Origin of the sequence: Citrobacter sp. RHBSTW-01044 (genome assembly GCF_013781945.1) — a bacterium.
In the GTDB taxonomy this organism is placed as follows: Bacteria; Pseudomonadota; Gammaproteobacteria; order Enterobacterales; family Enterobacteriaceae; genus Citrobacter; species Citrobacter braakii.
The window spans coordinates 3239174-3257470 of the sequence record NZ_CP056180.1 but is presented as its reverse complement, the minus strand read 5'-3'; the positions used below and the strand labels follow the sequence as shown (position 1 = coordinate 3257470).

17 protein-coding genes are annotated in these 18297 nt (G+C 51.4%); 5 read left to right on the top strand and 12 right to left on the bottom strand.

The annotated features are described in order from the left end of the window. Positions 1-189: 189 nt before the first annotated feature. Positions 190-450, bottom strand: a complete 261-nt coding sequence (mcbA, locus tag HV352_RS15895) for a DUF1471 family periplasmic protein McbA (protein WP_016152367.1) — start codon at positions 448-450, stop codon at positions 190-192. A 210-nt stretch (positions 451-660) separates the two neighbouring features. Here mcbA and rlmF point away from each other — a divergent pair, with 210 nt between their 5' ends. Further along, a complete protein-coding gene (gene rlmF / locus HV352_RS15890) occupies positions 661-1587 on the top strand; it encodes a 23S rRNA (adenine(1618)-N(6))-methyltransferase RlmF (protein ID WP_047359435.1) in 927 nt (308 codons plus the stop codon). On the opposite strand, the gene ybiO is transcribed toward rlmF, so the two are convergent. The 6 genes from ybiO to rhtA form a co-directional block, all read right to left on the bottom strand. Continuing rightward, a complete protein-coding gene (gene ybiO / locus HV352_RS15885; protein ID WP_181634874.1) occupies positions 1584-3821 on the bottom strand; it encodes a mechanosensitive channel protein in 2238 nt (745 codons plus the stop codon). The genes rlmF and ybiO overlap by 4 nt on opposite strands. A 118-nt stretch (positions 3822-3939) precedes the next feature. Then, the gene (gene glnQ, locus HV352_RS15880) at positions 3940-4662 is read right to left on the bottom strand and encodes a glutamine ABC transporter ATP-binding protein GlnQ (RefSeq protein WP_003035246.1); all 723 of its coding nucleotides are present in this window, start codon (positions 4660-4662) and stop codon (positions 3940-3942) included. Further along, positions 4659-5318 carry a glutamine ABC transporter permease GlnP gene (gene glnP, locus HV352_RS15875; RefSeq protein ID WP_003035248.1) on the bottom strand — a complete coding sequence of 220 codons (660 nt, stop codon included), beginning with the start codon at positions 5316-5318 and terminating at the stop codon, positions 4659-4661. Before glnP ends, glnQ begins: the two co-directional genes overlap by 4 nt. A gap of 107 nt (positions 5319-5425) precedes the next feature. Beyond that, a complete protein-coding gene (gene glnH, locus HV352_RS15870) occupies positions 5426-6172 on the bottom strand; it encodes a glutamine ABC transporter substrate-binding protein GlnH (protein WP_016152370.1) in 747 nt (248 codons plus the stop codon). 365 nt (positions 6173-6537) lie between these two features. Continuing rightward, a complete protein-coding gene (dps, locus tag HV352_RS15865; protein ID WP_006685362.1) occupies positions 6538-7041 on the bottom strand; it encodes a DNA starvation/stationary phase protection protein Dps in 504 nt (167 codons plus the stop codon). A gap of 303 nt (positions 7042-7344) precedes the next feature. Then, positions 7345-8232 carry a threonine/homoserine exporter RhtA gene (gene rhtA, locus HV352_RS15860; RefSeq protein WP_016156069.1) on the bottom strand — a complete coding sequence of 296 codons (888 nt, stop codon included), beginning with the start codon at positions 8230-8232 and terminating at the stop codon, positions 7345-7347. A gap of 411 nt (positions 8233-8643) precedes the next feature. Between rhtA and ompX the strand changes: the two genes are divergently transcribed. Continuing rightward, positions 8644-9159 carry an outer membrane protein OmpX gene (ompX, locus tag HV352_RS15855; protein WP_016152372.1) on the top strand — a complete coding sequence of 172 codons (516 nt, stop codon included), beginning with the start codon at positions 8644-8646 and terminating at the stop codon, positions 9157-9159. Between the two features lie 63 nt (positions 9160-9222). On the opposite strand, the gene HV352_RS15850 is transcribed toward ompX, so the two are convergent. Then, the gene (locus HV352_RS15850; protein ID WP_016152373.1) at positions 9223-10809 is read right to left on the bottom strand and encodes a phosphoethanolamine transferase; all 1587 of its coding nucleotides are present in this window, start codon (positions 10807-10809) and stop codon (positions 9223-9225) included. A 276-nt stretch (positions 10810-11085) separates the two neighbouring features. Further along, positions 11086-11214, bottom strand: coding sequence for a manganase accumulation protein MntS (gene mntS / locus HV352_RS15845; protein ID WP_016152374.1), 129 nt, complete (start codon positions 11212-11214; stop codon positions 11086-11088). Between the two features lie 186 nt (positions 11215-11400). Here mntS and mntR point away from each other — a divergent pair, with 186 nt between their 5' ends. Together mntR and HV352_RS15835 are read left to right on the top strand one after the other, a co-directional pair. Continuing rightward, positions 11401-11874 (top strand): manganese-binding transcriptional regulator MntR, encoded by a 474-nt coding sequence (mntR, locus tag HV352_RS15840; RefSeq protein ID WP_016156071.1) that lies wholly within the window; start codon positions 11401-11403, stop codon positions 11872-11874. Further along, on the top strand, positions 11871-12980 hold the full coding sequence (locus HV352_RS15835) for an anion transporter (RefSeq protein WP_016156072.1): 1110 nt from the start codon (positions 11871-11873) through the stop codon (positions 12978-12980). The genes mntR and HV352_RS15835 overlap by 4 nt, the downstream gene beginning before the upstream one ends. 80 nt (positions 12981-13060) lie before the next feature. On the opposite strand, the gene ldtB is transcribed toward HV352_RS15835, so the two are convergent. Beyond that, positions 13061-13981, bottom strand: coding sequence for a L,D-transpeptidase (gene ldtB / locus HV352_RS15830; RefSeq protein WP_003035268.1), 921 nt, complete (start codon positions 13979-13981; stop codon positions 13061-13063). 232 nt (positions 13982-14213) lie between these two features. Between ldtB and HV352_RS15825 the strand changes: the two genes are divergently transcribed. Then, positions 14214-15806, top strand: coding sequence for an ABC-F family ATPase (locus tag HV352_RS15825; protein WP_016156073.1), 1593 nt, complete (start codon positions 14214-14216; stop codon positions 15804-15806). A gap of 143 nt (positions 15807-15949) precedes the next feature. Here HV352_RS15825 and HV352_RS15820 read toward each other — a convergent pair whose 3' ends face one another. Together HV352_RS15820 and HV352_RS15815 are read right to left on the bottom strand one after the other, a co-directional pair. Next, on the bottom strand, positions 15950-17212 hold the full coding sequence (locus HV352_RS15820; protein ID WP_181634873.1) for a DUF1479 domain-containing protein: 1263 nt from the start codon (positions 17210-17212) through the stop codon (positions 15950-15952). Positions 17213-17365: 153 nt separating this feature from the next. Further along, positions 17366-18181 carry a Cof-type HAD-IIB family hydrolase gene (locus HV352_RS15815; protein WP_016156075.1) on the bottom strand — a complete coding sequence of 272 codons (816 nt, stop codon included), beginning with the start codon at positions 18179-18181 and terminating at the stop codon, positions 17366-17368. Between the last annotated feature and the right edge of the window lie 116 nt (positions 18182-18297).

Sequence of the window (18297 nt, the reverse complement as noted above, 5' to 3'; positions counted from 1 at the left end):
TTGATAATGATTTTGATAAGCATTACTAATCAGTGCGACGTTTTAGCATTCATTAATTCAAAAATAAATACATTTATTTACATTGGACTCAAAATTGCTACACGATGATTACAATTTGAGCGGTGAACGACGTGAACAGTAGGTAGCAAACTGCATTCGGAGTGAATGCAGTTGGGCTAAGGTGAGGGACTACTTATAGATAGTTGCGCTGCCGTACATCTGGTTTTTACCGCCCGCAGAATTGACGACAAAGCCTTTTGCGCCTTGCTCTTTCGCTTTCTCTGCCAGCTTGTCTTCGAGATCGCTCAGGTTAGAGGCTCCGGTAGCGAAAACAGTGCCGGAAGCTTGTAGCTGGCCGGTTTGAGGGCTGGTGTAGGGCTGTGCAGCAAAGGACGCAAATGTCATGCCGGTCAGTACGGTAGCGGCAAGGAATGTGAGGCATTTCTTCATGGTGATATCCTCTGAGAAACAACAGGTCGTGCCTGATAAGTTTAGGCCGTCAGCGGATGACATTTACCGCAAAAAACTGGTGATGAGCTGTCTGTTTTTTGAACAATCCACAAGCCATCAAATAGGTATAAAAAAAGCAAATTTCCTTGCTGTGTGTTTACCGCGTGGCGTTATGCGGGTATCTTACGCCGCTGTTAAAAGGAGAATGCTATGCCCCCCCAGAAACCGGGATTACACCCACGCAACCGCCACAATGGCCGTTATGATCTTGCGACTTTATGCCAGGTTACACCCGAGTTGACGCAATTTCTCACCCTCACGCCTGGCGGCGAGCAGAGTGTTGATTTCGCGAATCCGCAGGCAGTGAAGGCGCTCAATAAAGCACTGCTGGCGCATTTTTATGCGGTGAAAAACTGGGATATTCCAGACGGTTTTCTGTGCCCGCCGGTTCCTGGTCGCGCTGACTACATTCACCATCTGGCCGACCTGTTAGGTGAAACCAGCGGAACCATTCCGGCAAATGCGAGCGTGCTGGACGTGGGAGTTGGGGCAAACTGTATTTATCCGTTGATCGGCGTGCATGAATATGGCTGGCGATTCACCGGTAGTGAGACCAGTAGCGAAGCGTTTAACAGCGCTCAGGCGATCGTAAACGCCAATCCGGGGTTAACCCGTGCTATTCGTCTGCGTCGCCAGAAAGATGCTACGGCAATCTTCAACGGTATCATTCACAAGAATGAGCAATATGAAGCCACATTGTGTAACCCGCCATTCCATGATTCTGCGGCTTCAGCCCGCGCCGGAAGCGAGCGCAAACGTCGTAATCTGGGGCAGGATAAAGATGATGCGCTGAACTTTGGCGGGCAGCAGCAGGAGCTGTGGTGTGAAGGCGGTGAAGTGGCGTTCATCAAAAAAATGATCGCCGAAAGCCAGGCCTTTGGCCGTCAGGTGATGTGGTTCACCACGCTGGTTTCGCGCGGTGAGAATTTGCCTCCGCTGTACCACGCGTTAACGGATGCGGGCGCGGTGAAAGTGGTTAAGAAAGAGATGGCCCAGGGGCAAAAGCAGAGTCGCTTTATTGCCTGGACCTTTATGGATAACGATCAGCGTCGCCGTTTTATGGCGCGTAAACGCTAAAGCGTTGGCTCGGTTGGCGGCAGCGGTTCGCTTGTTGCCGACGCAGGGCCATTCACCGGTGCAGGCAAAACCTGATAGGTCTGTACCGGCGCGCGTACGTTGGCCAGATCGAAGTATTTCTTCACCTGGCTGTCGAGCGCGAAACGTACCGTCCACTGTTTCAGCGGTAATGTGGTAAATGAGACCCGTAGCGTGAAGGCCGTATTGGTTAACCCCACAATCCCGGCAAACGATGGCTCGCCAATAATCAGCCCGCGAATATCGTCCTGTTCCATCACTGCAGCCACAGCGTCTTTCAACGCCTGATTCGCTTTATCTGCATCCTCATGGCGGTCTACGTCGTAATTGGCGACGACCGATCCAATCCCGCGCACAAAGTTGGCGAAGGTCGTTATCGATGACCAGGGAATGATATGGTACGCCCCGGTGTCCTGACGGACGCCCACAGAGCGGATGGACATCCGTTCAACCGTACCGGTGAGTGGACCGATGGTCACCAGGTCGCCGGTGTTCATGCCATTTTCGAACTGAATAAAGATCCCGGTAATAATATCTTTTACCAGCGTTTGCGAGCCGAAAGAGATAGCCAGCCCCAGCGCCCCGGCCCCGGCCAGTAAGGGCGCGATATTGACGCCAATTTCGGATAGCACAATCATGATGGTGATCGTGCTGATGATCACCGCCAGCGCGTTGCGAAACAGCGTCAGCAGGGTGCGGGTACGGGCGCTGGGGAGCGGGCGGCCGTGAATATCGGAAGCCAGACGATTTTCAATCAGGCTGGCAAGGATCGTCCAGCCGATGGCGGAGAAGAATAAAATCAGCGCGATACGGATCAGGATATCCACCGTTTTTTCTCCTGCGCCGTAATGCAGCCAGTTCCAGAAGTCGAACAATCCCCAGGCATTCAGTAGCAGCATTACCGCGACGCACACCGTCAGGATCCTGGCCACGCTTAACGCCGTCGACAGCCAGCCATTCAACCGTTTTTGTAATTCCGGATAGCTGCGCTGGGTGTGTGGCGAAAGGGTAATGGTCTTGGCTATCCAGCGGGAAAGCATACCGGAAACAAAAGCGGCGATCCCAATGATCACCAGACTGCGCAGCGTAGCGCCCATCATGAATTTCAGGCTGTTGCCCGGATCAAACAGCGAGAAGAAAAACAGCACAATGAAGTAGGCGCTGGCCAGCCAATGCCATACCAGCGCAAAGGCGCGGATAAACAGGCTGAAAAACGCTAACGATCTTTCCGCCAGATTCAGCAAATGCTGCGTTATCTCTTTCTTGTTTCTGAAAATCAGGTACAGCGCCCATAGGGTGATACACAGCATGATGATGACGTTGGCCATCGCGCCGACCTGCACGTTGACCTGATTCGAGATAATGGGAACGGCAACGATAAGTCCGTATCCAATCAGGCTGCTCAATGAACTTAAACGGCGATTCCAGTAGCGCGCACCGGCATCCTGAATGTTAAACGGGCGCAGTTCGGCCACCGTTGGGCAAAATATCAGGCGTAGAATGGCTTTGAAGAACTCAATCAACGCAAAGGCATTGAGAAACAGACTTTGCTGAAAGGCGATAGTGCGGCTACCGGCGTTCATTCTGTCACTCAGTATCTGCCCGACAAACAAAGTCAGCGCCAGCAGAAGCAAATCGATAATGAATGCGCCGATGATCATCGCCGGAAGCTGGAGCCAGTTGCTGCGTTCGCGGTTTTTCCGTCGTGCCCATTGCCCCATTTTGCGATACAGCGGCAGCGCGCACAGGCGAAGCAGCCAGAAAAAACCGAACACTGACGCCGCCAGCATTAAAAAATGGGTCAGGGCATTGGTGAACGTTTGCGGGTTAAAGGTTTTGTGTGGTGCATCGGTAATATTGCGGTAAAGCTGAGCAAAGCGGCTGGAGAGCGCCTCACCGTAGTGGCGGGTGACATCCGTGACGTTTTCCAGCACCGTTTTTTCTTCCGTTAACGTGGGCGGAACAATGGTTGGCACCGGCTCGGCAGGGGGCGCTGTCGCCACTTTGCGTAACTGACCGATCAGTTCCTGGCGCGAGGCGTCATTTTCCAGCACATCAGCCAGTGCGCCGTAGGCCGCTTTCTTCTGTTCAACATCCGGCTCTTTCGCCGGCGCGGTTTGCGCGTTGGTTGACGTTGGCGTAGTGACGCCAGGTATCGTCACCGCCTGAGTCGGGAGACTCACCAGACAAACAAAGATGAACAGGATCCAGCGCATGACTCCTCCCATGAGAAAATAAATTCAAAAGGATAAGTATAGATGTCAGGGCGGGGGAGAAATGAAATGAGAGGATTCTGGTGAAAAACCTCCCTTCAGGCGAAGGGAGGGAGAGCTATCAGGAAACGTGCTGCAAGAATTCCTGTAAACGTTGGCTGGGCGGATTTTCAATCAGGGCCTGCGGATTACCGTCTTCGGCAATACGTCCCTTATCAATGAAAATCAGGCGTGAAGCCACTTTTTCGGCAAAGCCGATTTCGTGGGTCACAATCACCATGGTCATCCCTTCCTCCGCCAGATCCTGCATAACTTTCAGAACTTCGTGGCGCAGTTCCGGGTCCAGCGCTGAGGTTGGCTCATCAAACAGCATCATTTTAGGCTTCACCGCCAGCGCACGGGCGATCGCCACACGCTGCTGTTGACCGCCAGACAGTTCAGAAGGGTAGTGATGCGCACGCTCGGCCAGACCTACTTTCGCCAGCAGCTCTTTAGCCAGTTTCTCGGCCTGTTCTTTATTCGCTCCGCGTACGCGCTGCGGTCCGAACATGACGTTTTCCAGCGCCGTCAGATGCGGGAACAGGTAGAACTGCTGAAACACCATCCCGGCTTCCTGGCGGATTAACCGCTCGTCTACCTTTGGATCGTTTACCTTCAGACCGTCGACGATCAGATCGCCAGAGGTTATCTCTTCCAGTTTGTTAATGCAGCGCAGCAGGGTTGATTTACCGGACCCGGATGGCCCGATAATTACCACCACTTCGCCCTGCTGAATGTTCAGGTCAATATTGTGCAGCACCTGGGTTGGGCCAAAGTGCTTAGAAACGTTTTTAAATTCAATCACAGGATTTTCATCCTTCTTTCCAGACGACGCAGAATGAAGCTCAGCACCAGCGTAATGATCAGATAGAACACCGCAACGGCGCTCCAGATTTCCAGTGCGCGGAAGTTACCGGCAATGATTTCCTGGCCCTGACGGGTCAGTTCAGCGACGCCAATGACAATAAACAGCGAGGTATCTTTAATGCTGATGATCCACTGGTTGCCCAGCGGTGGCAGCATACGACGCAGCGCGAGAGGTAAAATAACGTGGCGGATAGTCTCTGTACGTGAAAGCCCAAGCGCCAGTCCGGCTTCGCTGAATCCTTTATGGATTGAGAGCACCGCGCCGCGGGTGATTTCCGCAATATAGGCGCCGGAGTTGATCATGATGGTGACAACGGCGGCGCTAAAGGGATCAATGCGTAAATCGTTAAATGCCATTGGGAGGGCAAAGTAAATAAACATCACCTGCACAACGATTGGCGTACCGCGAATGACTTCGATAAACACCAGCGCTACGTGGTTGGCTATCCAACCGCCGAAAGTACGCGCAAACCCTGCTGCAAGCCCGATTATCAGACCGCCTGCCAGACCGAGGACCGAGATCCACAGGGTCATTTTGGCGCCTTCAATCAAAAGCGGGATGGCGGGCCAGATGGCACTCCAGTCAAACTGCATATTTCGTTCCTGTTACCGTGGTGAGAAAAGTAATGAGCCATAACGTGATGACTCAAAATTGCAGGCCCGGCGGCGCTGGCGCTACCGGGCGTTACAGAACGTTCTTGTTATTTAGGTTCGGTACCGAACCATTTTTTGTAGATTTCGTTGTATGTGCCGTTCTCTTTCAGCGTTTTCAGCGCGCCGTTCACTTTCTCACGCAGTTCATCGCTGCCTTTCGGGAAGGCGATACCGTACTGCTGGGCTTCCAGGGATTCGCCTACAGCTTTGAACTGACCGTTGCCAGCGGTTTTGATGAAGTAAAGAATGTTTGGCGTGTCGTGCAGCACGGCGTCTGCGCGGTTGGTGCCCAGTTCCATATATGCGTTATCGATATTCGGGAACTGACGCAGATCTTTGGTTTTGATGTTAGCTTTCGCGTAATCAACGGAACCCGTGCCGCTCTTCACAGCGACGACTTTACCATCCAGATCTTTCACGCTTTTCACGTCGTTATTATTCGCTTTGACCATCACTAACAGACCGCTTTTGTAGTAGCCGTCAGAGAAGTCGATCGCTTTTTTACGCTCATCAGTGATGGTGATACCCGCCAGCGCCAGGTCGATATTCTTGGTTTGCAGAGCCGGGATGATGCCGCTGAAATCCATTGGTTTCAGTTCATAATCCAGCTTCAGTTCTTTGGCCACGGCAGCCCACAGATCCACATCAAAACCAACGTATTTGTCACCCTGTTTGAATTCGAACGGTACAAATGCGGTGTCGGTTGCGACAACCAGTTTCTTATCTGCGGCATGGGAGGACACCGCAAAAGCCAGGGTAAGTGCAGCCAGTGAGACTTTTAATACAGACTTCATAGGATTTCCTTTTATATCCACGGGGCGATCCCCTGCGAGAACATATGGCTTAATGAAAAAATCGTGCCAGTTTTGCAACTCATTGTTTTAACAAGAGGGTGTCTCGTTTCTCTGCACAATAAGTAGGGCAAAGTGGGTAATCTGCACTGTTTTGGGGCACTCATTTGGTGCGTACCTGACACAGTGCAAACGGTATGACTATTTAGCGTAAAAATTGTTGATAAAACAATCTTTCGTTAACGATTGTGTGAAGTGATTATTACAAATAATTTACTTTGGAGTGACGAACGATCAATGTCATGCACCATAGATGTGCAAAACCCCCGCCAGGGCGAGGGTTATATAGGTAATTCTTATGTCTGCTGTTATTCAATGTTGGCTTCGATAAACCACAGGAATTTGTCGAGGTCGCGTGAAGCGGCGGTGAAGATATCTGCTGTATCTTCGTCTTTTGCTTCGCTAATGGCTTTACGGACGCTGTTAGCGACGACGGCATAACGATCGGCCAGCTCTTTTAAGTGGTCCTGTACGCTATGGATATCCAGCGGATAGCTTTTCAGAGGCGTTTTGCTGTTAATAACCTGGGTGGTACCCAATGCCACACCGCCTAACTGTACGGCGCGCTCAGCCATGGTATCGAGGTGGTCGGTCAGGGCAGTACGGAAGCCATCGAGCATTTCATGCACAGCAATGAAGTTCGCGCCGCGCATGTTCCAGTGAGCCTGTTTGGTGATCAAAGACAGGTCGATGAACTGGATCACTTGCTGATTCAGCAGCTCTACGGTCGCTTTCTTTTCGCTATCTGTTACATCGTTGCGGGTATAAAGGAGGGCAGATGCTTTTGTTTTTACCAGTTTTGCGGTACTCATATTTTCATATCCTCTTGATAATTATGTCCCAGCTCTTCAACGGGAATAAGTATAGCGTGAATTTTGGATTTATTTTTCTGATGTTACCTATCACTTTAATAGCGAAGAGAGGAGTGGGTATGAAATAACTAATAAAATCATATGGATATAGTGGTTATTAATGGAGGTGTGTTATTTTTATGTTAATGTAAAAATTTCAAGAAATATGCAGATGAGAAAATTATATTTATTAGAATAATTATCACGCAGATTTACAATTGGATATTCTGCATGATTATGCAAACCATGCAGAATATTAAGTGGTTAATTCACATCGACTTGCTTAATTTGTGGCTCTTTGCGAATAGTGAGCGTCGAACCCATTGATGCGACAATAATGGCGCCCAGAGCGAGCGTCTGGACAAGCGTCAGCGTTTCACCGAGGAAGATCATTCCTGAAACCGCAGCCAGTGCGGGTTCCATACTCATCAGAGTACCAAAAGTGCGTGTTGGCAGCCGCGTCAACGCAATCATCTCCAGCGAGTAGGGAAGCGCAGTGGAGAGGACCGCAATGGCCAGGCCTAACGGTAGAATGGACCAGTGCCACAAGGCATCCCCAGCCTGGAGCGCACCGATGGGTACAAAAATCAGCGCCGCAATTAATGACCCTACCGCAACGGTCGCCGGACCATGTTCCGCGCCGGCACGCTGCCCGGTAAGAATATAGATTGCCCAGCAGGCGCCAGCGCCCAGCGCCAGTGCAGCGCCGGTTAAATCCACGTGAGAAACGTCCTGACCTAACGGCAGCAGGAACCAAAGCCCGAGTACAGCCAGTGCAACCCAAATGAAATCCACCGGACGTCGGGATGAAAACAGCGCTACCGCGAGCGGGCCGGTGAACTCCAGCGCTACGGCAATTCCCAGCGGGACGGTCTGGATTGACAGGTAGAAGAGATAGTTCATCCCGCCCAGAGACAGACCATAAAACAGCAGCGGCAGGCGTTGTTCTTTGGCGAATCGCAAACGCCAGGGTTTAAAGAAGGCAATAAGGATGAGGGTGCCCAGCGCAAGGCGCAATGCGGTAACGCCCGGCGCACCGACGAGTGGGAATAGCGATTTTGCCAGAGATGCTCCGCTTTGAATGGAGGACATAGCAATAAGCAAAACCAAAATAGGCAACCAGACTGGCGCTTTACGTGACGACCCCGGCATCCTTTCTCCTGTCAAATGATAAGTACACGCCTTCATCTGCGTGACGTTGCAAATTTGCTACGACACGGATGACGTGATGTATAGAAAAGTAAAACAGCGAGTGTAATGGAAATACGCACCGCTGGTTGAGTATTCGTTGAAAAAAAAATTGCTCAGTTCCGTACAATGGCATGAAAGTGATGGATTAATAATCTGTGTGATTAGGAATATTCTGGATGAATGTGCCATATTGTGCGCGCAATAATGGCATTTTAGGTTAGAAAAGTGATGTTAATTGAAAGAGATAGCGGGTTTCTGAAACGTTCTGTTACATGAAAGACCCCGTTAGACATCGCGAATCGCAAAGAGTTTCCCATCAATTTTTGGTATATTTAAAACTTAGGATTTACTTGAAGCACATTTGAGGTGGTTATGAAAAAAATTGCATGTCTTTCAGCACTGGCCGCTGTTCTGGCTTTCTCCGCAGGTACTGCTGTAGCTGCGACTTCTACCGTTACCGGTGGTTACGCTCAGAGCGATGCTCAGGGCGCAGCGAACAAAATGAACGGTTTTAACCTGAAGTATCGCTACGAGCAGGACAGCAACCCGCTGGGTGTTATCGGTTCCTTCACTTACACTGAAAAAGATCGTACCGATGCGTCTGGCGACTACAACAAAACCCAGTACTACGGCATCACTGCTGGCCCGGCTTACCGTCTGAACGACTGGGCAAGCATCTACGGTGTAGTGGGTGTTGGCTACGGTAAATTCCAGAACGCAGCATCCCCGGCTGATAACCACACCACCAGTGACTACGGTTTCTCTTACGGTGCTGGTCTGCAGTTCAACCCGATCGAAAACGTTGCTCTGGACTTCTCCTACGAGCAGAGCCGTATTCGTAGCGTTGACGTTGGCACCTGGATCGCTGGCGTGGGTTACCGCTTCTAATCACTTCGGTGATAAAAAAAATCCGCCTCTCGGGGCGGATTTTTTTTGTGCGCAACTCAGAGATTAACGAGATTTGGTCTCAAAGATGTCGGTACCCAGATGGTTGTAGTCCACCTTCTGCAATTTGAAGTTGGTGATGTACACCGGGCCAGCCTTTTTCTCTGAAATAAAGCGATAGCTGTTGGTGATTTCCTTCGCGCTTATCCCCGTCCACTGCGAGAAAAAGCTGAGGAAATCATTGGCGGAGCGACGGGCTTTAATCACCCGGTGCGCTTTATCATCGCTCGACAGCACCATAAATGGTACCTGGAAATTCTGCTGGAACTGATCGTCATGCGCCAGGTACTGCACCTCTTTCCCCCGCTCTTTAAACGCGAGGCCATGATCGGAGAAATAGACCATTGAGAAACTGTTACCGCTGTTACGTAACTGATCGTAAAGCTGGCGCAGCAGGTCATCCGTCTGCGTCATGGTGTACAGATAGCAAGATGTCTCTTTCGACTGGACGAAAGTCTCGTATTTACCCTGCGTACGGTCGCAGGCCTGCGGATGCGAGCCCATTAAATGCAGCACGATAAGCTGTGGCTGAGTGCGCTCGGTTGCCAGCACCTGGGCGGTCATCTTCAACAACGCTTCGTCACGGGTATTTTTATCCGCTTCGAAATCACCGCTTTTGAGGAACTGAACTTCATCAGCTCGCTTCGCAATGCTGGCGATGGCCGTATCGTATTCACCAATCTGTCCCTGATTGGAGAACCACCACGTCTGGAATCCCGCGCGGTTGGCCAGAGTGACAAAGTTATCCTGGAACTGGGGTTTATTGTCGACCACCCGATTCAGCGTCAGGCCGAGTGATTTTTGTGTCGAACCGCTTGCCGCGATGTAATCCGCGAAGATGTAGCCGTTAACGGAACTTGCAAACGGGGTGTTATCCCAGTGGCCGCCAAAAGCGCCTAACGCATCGCGGCGGGCGCTTTCGCCGATGACCACCACGTAGGTATGATACTTCGGCTTCACGGCGGTTACCGTCCAGCTGTCTTTCACGCTCGCCAGCTTCGCCATACGCTCTTGTTCGTCGAGCACTTCGTTGTTATTAACGATAACGTCCTTGGCAAAGCGGAAAACCGGATAGCCGGTGTCTTTCAGCTTGAACACGCCGCCCCAGGCCAGGTTTTGCACCGGGGTCACAAAGAACGCGACAACGCTGAACAGCAAACAAATGCTGTCGAACTTGTTCCAGCTACGCTGCGGCACCTCTTTTTTACGGCGTACGGCGATAACACCGAGGGCGAAAATAAACACCCCAACCAGATAACTGTACCAGGGGAAGATGGTCAGGATTTCAGTAGACTCTTCCATATTGGTTGAGTGCAGCGCCAGCAAGGTATTGAAGTTCGGCGAACCGTAAGCCTGGCCAAACGGGAAGTACATTGCCGCTACCAGCGAGCAAATGCCAATCAGCACTTTCTGCGCACGCGGCGCGCTGCGCCACAGCAGCATCAATATACAGGTGAAAGCAACGCTATAGAGCAGGCTAAGCGGATAGCCCAGCGCAAGGTTGATCAGCAGAGACTGTAAGAAATAGAGGCCAGTCCACGGACTAATCGCCCGGCTACGAGCAATGATTGAATCTTTGAGGGTTAAATTCATATGCCACTGTTACAAAAACGCCATGTGCTTACCCTGGCGCTAAGGGTCATTGCCTGCCTGAGAGAGCGAGAAGGGGGATAGGGTCCGCATCCGCGAGCCGCAATATATGCAGGGCTGCGAAAAGATAGAGTGTGTGCAAGAGAAGGTCAACTACTACTAAGAAATTGTTTTGCGAGGGGCGTGGCAAAACTGACAAAAAGAAGGGTTATTGGCACGAAAACGATCACCGTATCCGAGTTACGGCAGGAAAATGAAGCGGCGTGCCGCGACGCCGCATTATTTATCTGCAGGTTTATCCTGCTCTGGTTTGCTGTTAATCATGTCGCACAGCATAGAGATCAGCATTAACCGTACTTTAAAGGGAGAGTGGCTAAACACGCGTATACACCTCTTAAATTCATTCATATAAACCTCCTGACTTCACGATCCCATCAGTCCTTGAGGGATGTCTTTATTATATACAGATATAGCACAGGCTATATTATATAGCTATTGCTAAAACGTTAATTTTTTGTGCCCACGCAACTCTGGTTTACAATGAGCGTTCTCTAATCAGATGCCGTTAACGCGTCACAGTAACGAGGAAGCAGAATGAGTCGTCGCGCAGGTATGCCAACAACAAAAAAAGTGACGCAATTGGTGAATGTCGAAGAACACGTTGAAGGATTTCGTCAGGTCCGGGAGGCACATCGCCGTGAGCTGATTGATGACTACGTAGAGCTGATTTCCGATCTCATTATTGAGGTGGGTGAAGCGCGCCAGGTAGATATGGCCGCACGGCTTGGGGTTTCCCAGCCGACGGTTGCTAAAATGCTTAAGCGTCTTGCTTCAGTTGGGTTGATTGAAATGATCCCCTGGCGGGGCGTGTTTTTAACCGCAGAAGGTGAACGACTGGCTCAGGAGAGTCGGGAGCGTCACCAGATTGTGGAGAATTTCCTGCTGATGTTAGGTATCAGCCCGGAAATTGCCCGTCGCGACGCGGAGGGAATGGAGCATCACGTCAGTAAGGAAACGCTGGAGGCTTTTAGCCGGTTTACGCAACAGCAAGGTGCTGGCTCTGAATGAGTTTTCCTTTACTACGCGCCTTACAGCGCGATCGCTTTTTTCAGCTGTTAATCATCGTCGGGGTTGTACTGAGCCTGTTCGTGCCATTTACGCCACGGTCGTGGCCGGGGGCGATAGACTGGCACACGATTATTACGCTTAGCGGCCTGATGTTACTGACCAAAGGCGTGGAGCTAAGCGGTTACTTCGATGTGTTAGGGCGCAAGATGACCCGGCGCTTTAACACCGAACGTCAATTGGCGATATTTATGGTGCTGGCGGCGGCGCTGCTGTCGACGTTTCTGACCAACGATGTTGCGCTGTTTATTGTTGTTCCGCTGACGATCACCCTGAAAAAATTGTGTGCCATTCCTGTAAATCGCCTGATTATCTTTGAGGCGCTGGCGGTAAACGCCGGATCGTTGCTCACGCCAATAGGTAATCCGCAAAACATTCTGATGTGGGGACGCTCCGGCTTATCGTTTACCGCGTTTACCTGGCAGATGGCGCCGCTTGCGGGGACCATGATGCTGACGCTGGTGGTGCTGTGCTGGTTGAGTTTCCCGCATAAAGCATTGCATTATCATACCGGTACGCGCGCGCCTGACTGGCAACCGCGCCTGGTGTGGAGCTGTCTGGGGCTGTATATCATTTTCCTGGCGGCACTGGAGTTAAAACAAGAGCTGTGGGGCCTGGCGATCGTTGCGGCAGGATTCATGGTGCTGGCTCGCCGCGTGATCCTCAGCGTGGATTGGACACTGCTGTTGGTGTTTATGGCGATGTTCATTGATGTGCACTTGCTGACGCAACTCCCGGCCTTGCAGGAGATTACCCACCAGATTGGCACGCTGTCAGCACCGGGGCTTTGGTTGACGGCCATTGGCCTGTCGCAGTTTATCAGTAATGTTCCCAGCACGATTTTGCTGCTGAACTACGTCCCGCCAACGCTGCTGCTGGCCTGGGCGGTCAATGTGGGCGGTTTTGGGTTGTTGCCGGGATCGCTGGCGAATCTTATTGCTTTACGGATGGCAAACGATCGACGGATCTGGTGGCGTTTTCATTGGTATTCGGTGCCGATGCTGATATGGGCGGCGCTGGTAGGGTATGGTTTATTGCAGGTGATGTGAGGATTGTGCCCGATGGGGCTGGCGCTTATCGGGCCTACAGGTTAAGTAGGCCCGATAAGGCGAAGGGACAGTTTTGATGCTTAGTTCAGACGAACCGGCATACCTGAACGGTTCTGTACCGCCTGCTCAACGACGGCCTGATCGACGTCAGACTGACCGGTGATGCTGGTAATGCTCTTGTTCAGCGTAATCGGTACGATTTCCCCGCCTTCGAACTGTGCTTCAGTGGTGGACAGTGGGTTGTGTACCTCGATGTAACGGCTGCCGTCTGGTTCAGTCGTGGCTTTTACCGGCTCATCGATAAACTGTACGCGGGTGCCGACCGGCACATTTTCAAACAGGAATTTGATGTCGTCGTTACGCAGACGCACGCAACCGTGGCTGACGCGTAAGCCGACGCCGAAGTTAGCATTGGTGCCGTGGATGGCGTACAGGCGACCGATATACAGCGCGTACAGGCCCATCGGGTTATCCGGACCTGCCGGAACAACAGCTGGCAGCGGTTCGCCCGCAGCGCGGTATTCCGCATGCATTTTTGCCGTTGGCGTCCAGGTTGGGCCCGCTTTTTTACGTTCTACTTTGGTGGTCCAGTTGATTGGCGTGTCTTTGCCCAACTGGCCAATACCGATCGGCAGAACAATAACGGTGTTGGTGCCTTTCGGGTAGTAGTACAGACGCATTTCAGCGCTGTTAATAACAATACCTTCATGCACGGTATCCGGCAGGATCAATTGCTGAGGTATGTTCAGGACGGTGCCGCCCTTCGGCAGGAAGGTATCCACGCCCGGGTTGGCTTCCAGCATATTAGACAGACCCATCTGATACTCCGCCGCAAAATACTCCAGCGGTTGGGTGTTGCCTTCAGGAATAGTGATGACCTGGTTTTGGCCGATCAAACGGCTGCCATCGGTAGGCAGCGGGTACGTGACGGCAGAAGCGGTGTTACAAAAACCAACTATTGCGAGTGCCGCCGCGAAAAGCGTTGTTAATTTCATATTCATGTTCATGTATGCGAGATTCAGTGCCAGGCAGGCTAGTGGGTTGAGATTTATGTAGTGTTGGGCACGCATTATATGTGCAATCTGAGCAACAAGGAATTCGGATGTGTACTAAATCACATTTTTTTCCTTTTGCTTTCACTTTATCCCTTCAGCATCAAGGCGCGATCTTATTGCAGACTTATGGCATAATAAGCGGTTCGTCACATATTTCTTTCTCTTTCAGGATACGCCAGTGTTAGTTTCCAGCAACGTCACCATGCAGTTCGGCAGTAAGCCGCTGTTTGAAAATATTTCCGTCAAATTTGGCGGCGGCAACCGTTACGGCCTGATTGGCGCGAACGGTAGCGGTAAATCCACTTTTATGAAAATTCTCGGCGGCGACCTCGAACCGACGCTGGGCAACGTTTCCCTCGATCCGAACGAGCGTATTGGTAAGCTGCGTCAGGATCAGTTCGCCTTTGAAGAGTTCACCGTGCTTGACACCGTGATCATGGGTCATGGTGAACTGTGGGAAGTAAAGCAGGAGCGCGATCGCATTTACGCCCTGGCCGAAATGAGCGAAGAAGACGGCTATAAAGTTGCTGACCTTGAAGTTCAGTATGGCGAAATGGACGGCTACTCTGCGGAAGCGCGTGCGGGTGAACTGCTGCTGGGCGTAGGTATTCCGGTAGAACAGCATTATGGCCCGATGAGCGAAGTCGCCCCCGGCTGGAAGCTGCGTGTGCTTCTGGCACAGGCGCTGTTCTCTAACCCGGACATTCTGCTGCTCGACGAACCAACGAACAACCTGGATATCGACACCATCCGCTGGCTGGAGCAGACGCTGAACGAGCGTGACAGCACCATGATCATCATTTCGCACGACCGTCACTTCCTGAACATGGTCTGTACGCACATGGCTGATCTGGACTACGGCGAACTGCGTGTTTATCCGGGTAACTACGACGAATATATGACGGCGGCAACCCAGGCGCGTGAACGTCTGCTGGCTGATAACGCCAAGAAAAAAGCGCAGATTGCCGATCTGCAATCCTTCGTCAGCCGCTTTAGCGCCAACGCATCTAAATCTCGTCAGGCGACTTCTCGTGCGCGTCAGATTGATAAAATCAAGCTTGACGAAGTGAAGGCGTCCAGCCGTCAGAACCCGTTCATCCGCTTCGAACAGGATAAGAAACTGTTCCGTAACGCGCTGGAAGTGGAAGCGCTGACGAAAGGGTTTGATGAAGGTCCGTTGTTTAAAAACTTTAACCTGCTGCTGGAAGTTGGCGAGAAAATTGCCATTCTTGGTGCCAACGGCGTGGGTAAATCAACCATGCTGAAAACGCTGGTCGGCGAATTACAGCCGGATAACGGTACCGTGAAATGGTCTGAAAACGCCCAGGTTGGTTACTACGCTCAGGATCATGAGTACGAATTCGAAAACGATTTGACGGTCTTCGAGTGGATGAGTCAGTGGAAACAGGAAGGCGACGATGAGCAGGTAGTACGTAGCTTCCTTGGTCGCTTGCTGTTCAGCCAGGACGATATCAAGAAACCTGCTAAAGTGCTGTCCGGTGGTGAAAAAGGACGCATGCTGTTCGGTAAGCTGATGATGCAGAAACCGAATATCCTGGTAATGGATGAACCGACCAACCACCTGGATATGGAATCTATCGAATCGCTGAACATGGCGCTGGAAATGTACCAGGGCACGCTGATCTTCGTTTCTCACGACCGTGAGTTCGTCAGTTCGTTGGCAACCCGCGTGATTGAAATTACGCCGGAACGCGTAATCGACTTCACCGGTAACTACGAAGATTATCTGCGTAGCAAGGGCGTCGAATAATTTTCCCGTCGTCTTTCGTGTTACAGGTGTGTTGGCTGCACCTGTACACCCCGGTCACTTACTTGTGTAAGCTTGCGGGGATTTACAGGCTGGCCGCCTTCCTGTAACGCGAAATACTTAGGGAAACTTGTGTAAGTTACAGATTAAATAATCCCCAGCGCACGCTTGCCATGGATATTCAAATCATCCAGCGTGAAGCGTCCTTCCCAGTGAGTTTCATAATCCTCGCGTGGGAAATCACCCGGCGATACGCCTTTTTCCAGCGCGGCCTTCACTTTATGGGCGTAGGCCAGATTCTTTTCGCACATCGGTGCGGCAGGGATGTACATCACGTTGCCCCAACCCTGCTGATTTTCTACCGGCGCGACGGAGTGGATCACATCGCAATGCCACCAGACGGAGTCTCCGGCGTCCAGTTGCGGAATGCTGGTTAACGCTTCAATCAGCAGCGGATGCCATTGCGCAGAAATCGGCAGAACTCTGCCGGGCGCAACGCCGCAAAGTTCATCTTCCGGCACATCGTCAAGCAATGGACGTAACAGTACCCAGGCCATCGCTTCAGGGATAGGGACCACGTGCAACAACCCCTGACCTGGCAGCATATCAGAGAGAGCAGTCCAGCCCTGGAAGGTACGGAATACTGAACATTTGGTGGTGTTATCCACCGTGTACTCTTCTACTTCAGTGCGATGCGCGGCCTGCCACGGATCGTAGTCTTCCAGCTTGCCATTGAAAACATTAGCAAAGACCTGCTGATATGCCGGCAGAAGCCAGCGTTCCAGCGCACCGGAATCCGTATGCGCGCCCAGCCCTTTGGACGTCGTTCCCGGTGGACGACGGCGTATGCGGTCGGGGTAGATAACGCTGACATCCGGGTTAAACCATTGCTTACCTTCGCCTGCAAATGTCCAAAGACGGTTGAGAAATGACTGCGCATTTGCCATTTCTTCACTCTGACGGGCCTGCATCTGCGCCTGGGACCAGTAGATGGGGTAGATTTCAGGCCGCGATGCGCTCAGGGTACCAAAGAAATTATCGCCCGGTCCTTTGTAAACTTCGTCAAAATGGTTGCGGTCCAGATAGTCCAGCATTGACCTATCCCAATCGAGGGCTTGTTCGCGAGAGAAATGGCCTTTAATGACCGCGCATCCGCGACGCTTAATTTCTTCACGCTGCTCAGTACTCACGCGGCCCGCCTTGATATCCGCATAGGACAACACAGGCCATACCGGAGAGCCTTGCGCTTTGAGGGCGTTGATTTCCGCCACGCGATTGGCAATGGCCTCGCTCAACTGATTGAAAATCAACTGAACATCTCCAAGCTGTTCACGCAATTGCTTTTTCATCTGCCGGATTGCCGCTTTGTGATCGGTGGGCAACGTGTCGCTGGTAAAAGTAAAAGCCATATCCACCTCGCATTAACTTTCATTCGAAACTGATTTAACTTACAGGTGATAATATAAGTTAAAATTTAGTTAACGCAAGTTTAAAATTTGATGGTGTGAGAAACATGAAAAAGCGTGGAAACCGGGGCAAGGGGATACCCCGGTTGGGCAGGATTAGCAATTAAAAGGGGAAGTGTTATCCAGCACCGCCTGAATCACGTTCAGCGCGCCCTGATGGTTATTGTCGTCGGTCTGATAGCGGGCAATCGATTTGATACTCTCTGCCGCATTGGCCATGGCGAAAGAGTAGCGCGCCATTTTCAGCATTTCTGCGTCGTTGCCGCTATCGCCAATGGCGACCACATTTTGCGGGGACAGGTTCCAGCGCTTTAGCAGACGGCTGATTCCGTTGGCTTTATGCAAACCTGGAATGATCAGGTCGATAAACCCAAAGCCGCTGGTGACGGGCTTCATTATACCGTCAAGGGCAGAATGAAGGTGATCGATCACTAATGGGATTTGTTGATCCGGTAAATTCAGCGAGAACTTGAACAGCACATCATCAATGTCCTGATAATCCTTCACGGGTTTCAGGCGATGGTAGTGTTTTGACATCAATGCGACAAAGGACTCGGGGGCATTTTCGCTAACGTAGGCGCTTTGCAGGCCGCAAGCCACAAAGTTGAGATGCGTATCTTTGAGCAGTTCGCCAATGACAATGCGGGATTCGTGGCGGGTCAGCTCACCGTGAAACAGCTGTTTGCCATGTTCAAAGACTAACGCCCCGTTCTCGGCAACAAAAGAGATCTCATCTTTGAGTTCCGGGAAAAAGGAGATCAGTTGGTAATACTGATTGCCGCTGGCCACGACAAATTCAATATCTCGTTTTTTCAGTTCCTGATACTGCGCCATAAAACGTGCATGATCGTATTTTTTGGCGTCGTCGAGAAAAGTTCCGTCCATATCAGTGACGATAACTTTGATGGTCATACTTGCTCCTGGCTCATAACTGCGACCAGAAACATTTTAATAACAATGTGAGCTAAAGCACAAATTTATTTCATTCGAAAGAAGAATACCCGGCAAGCGAAATGCCGCCGGGTAAG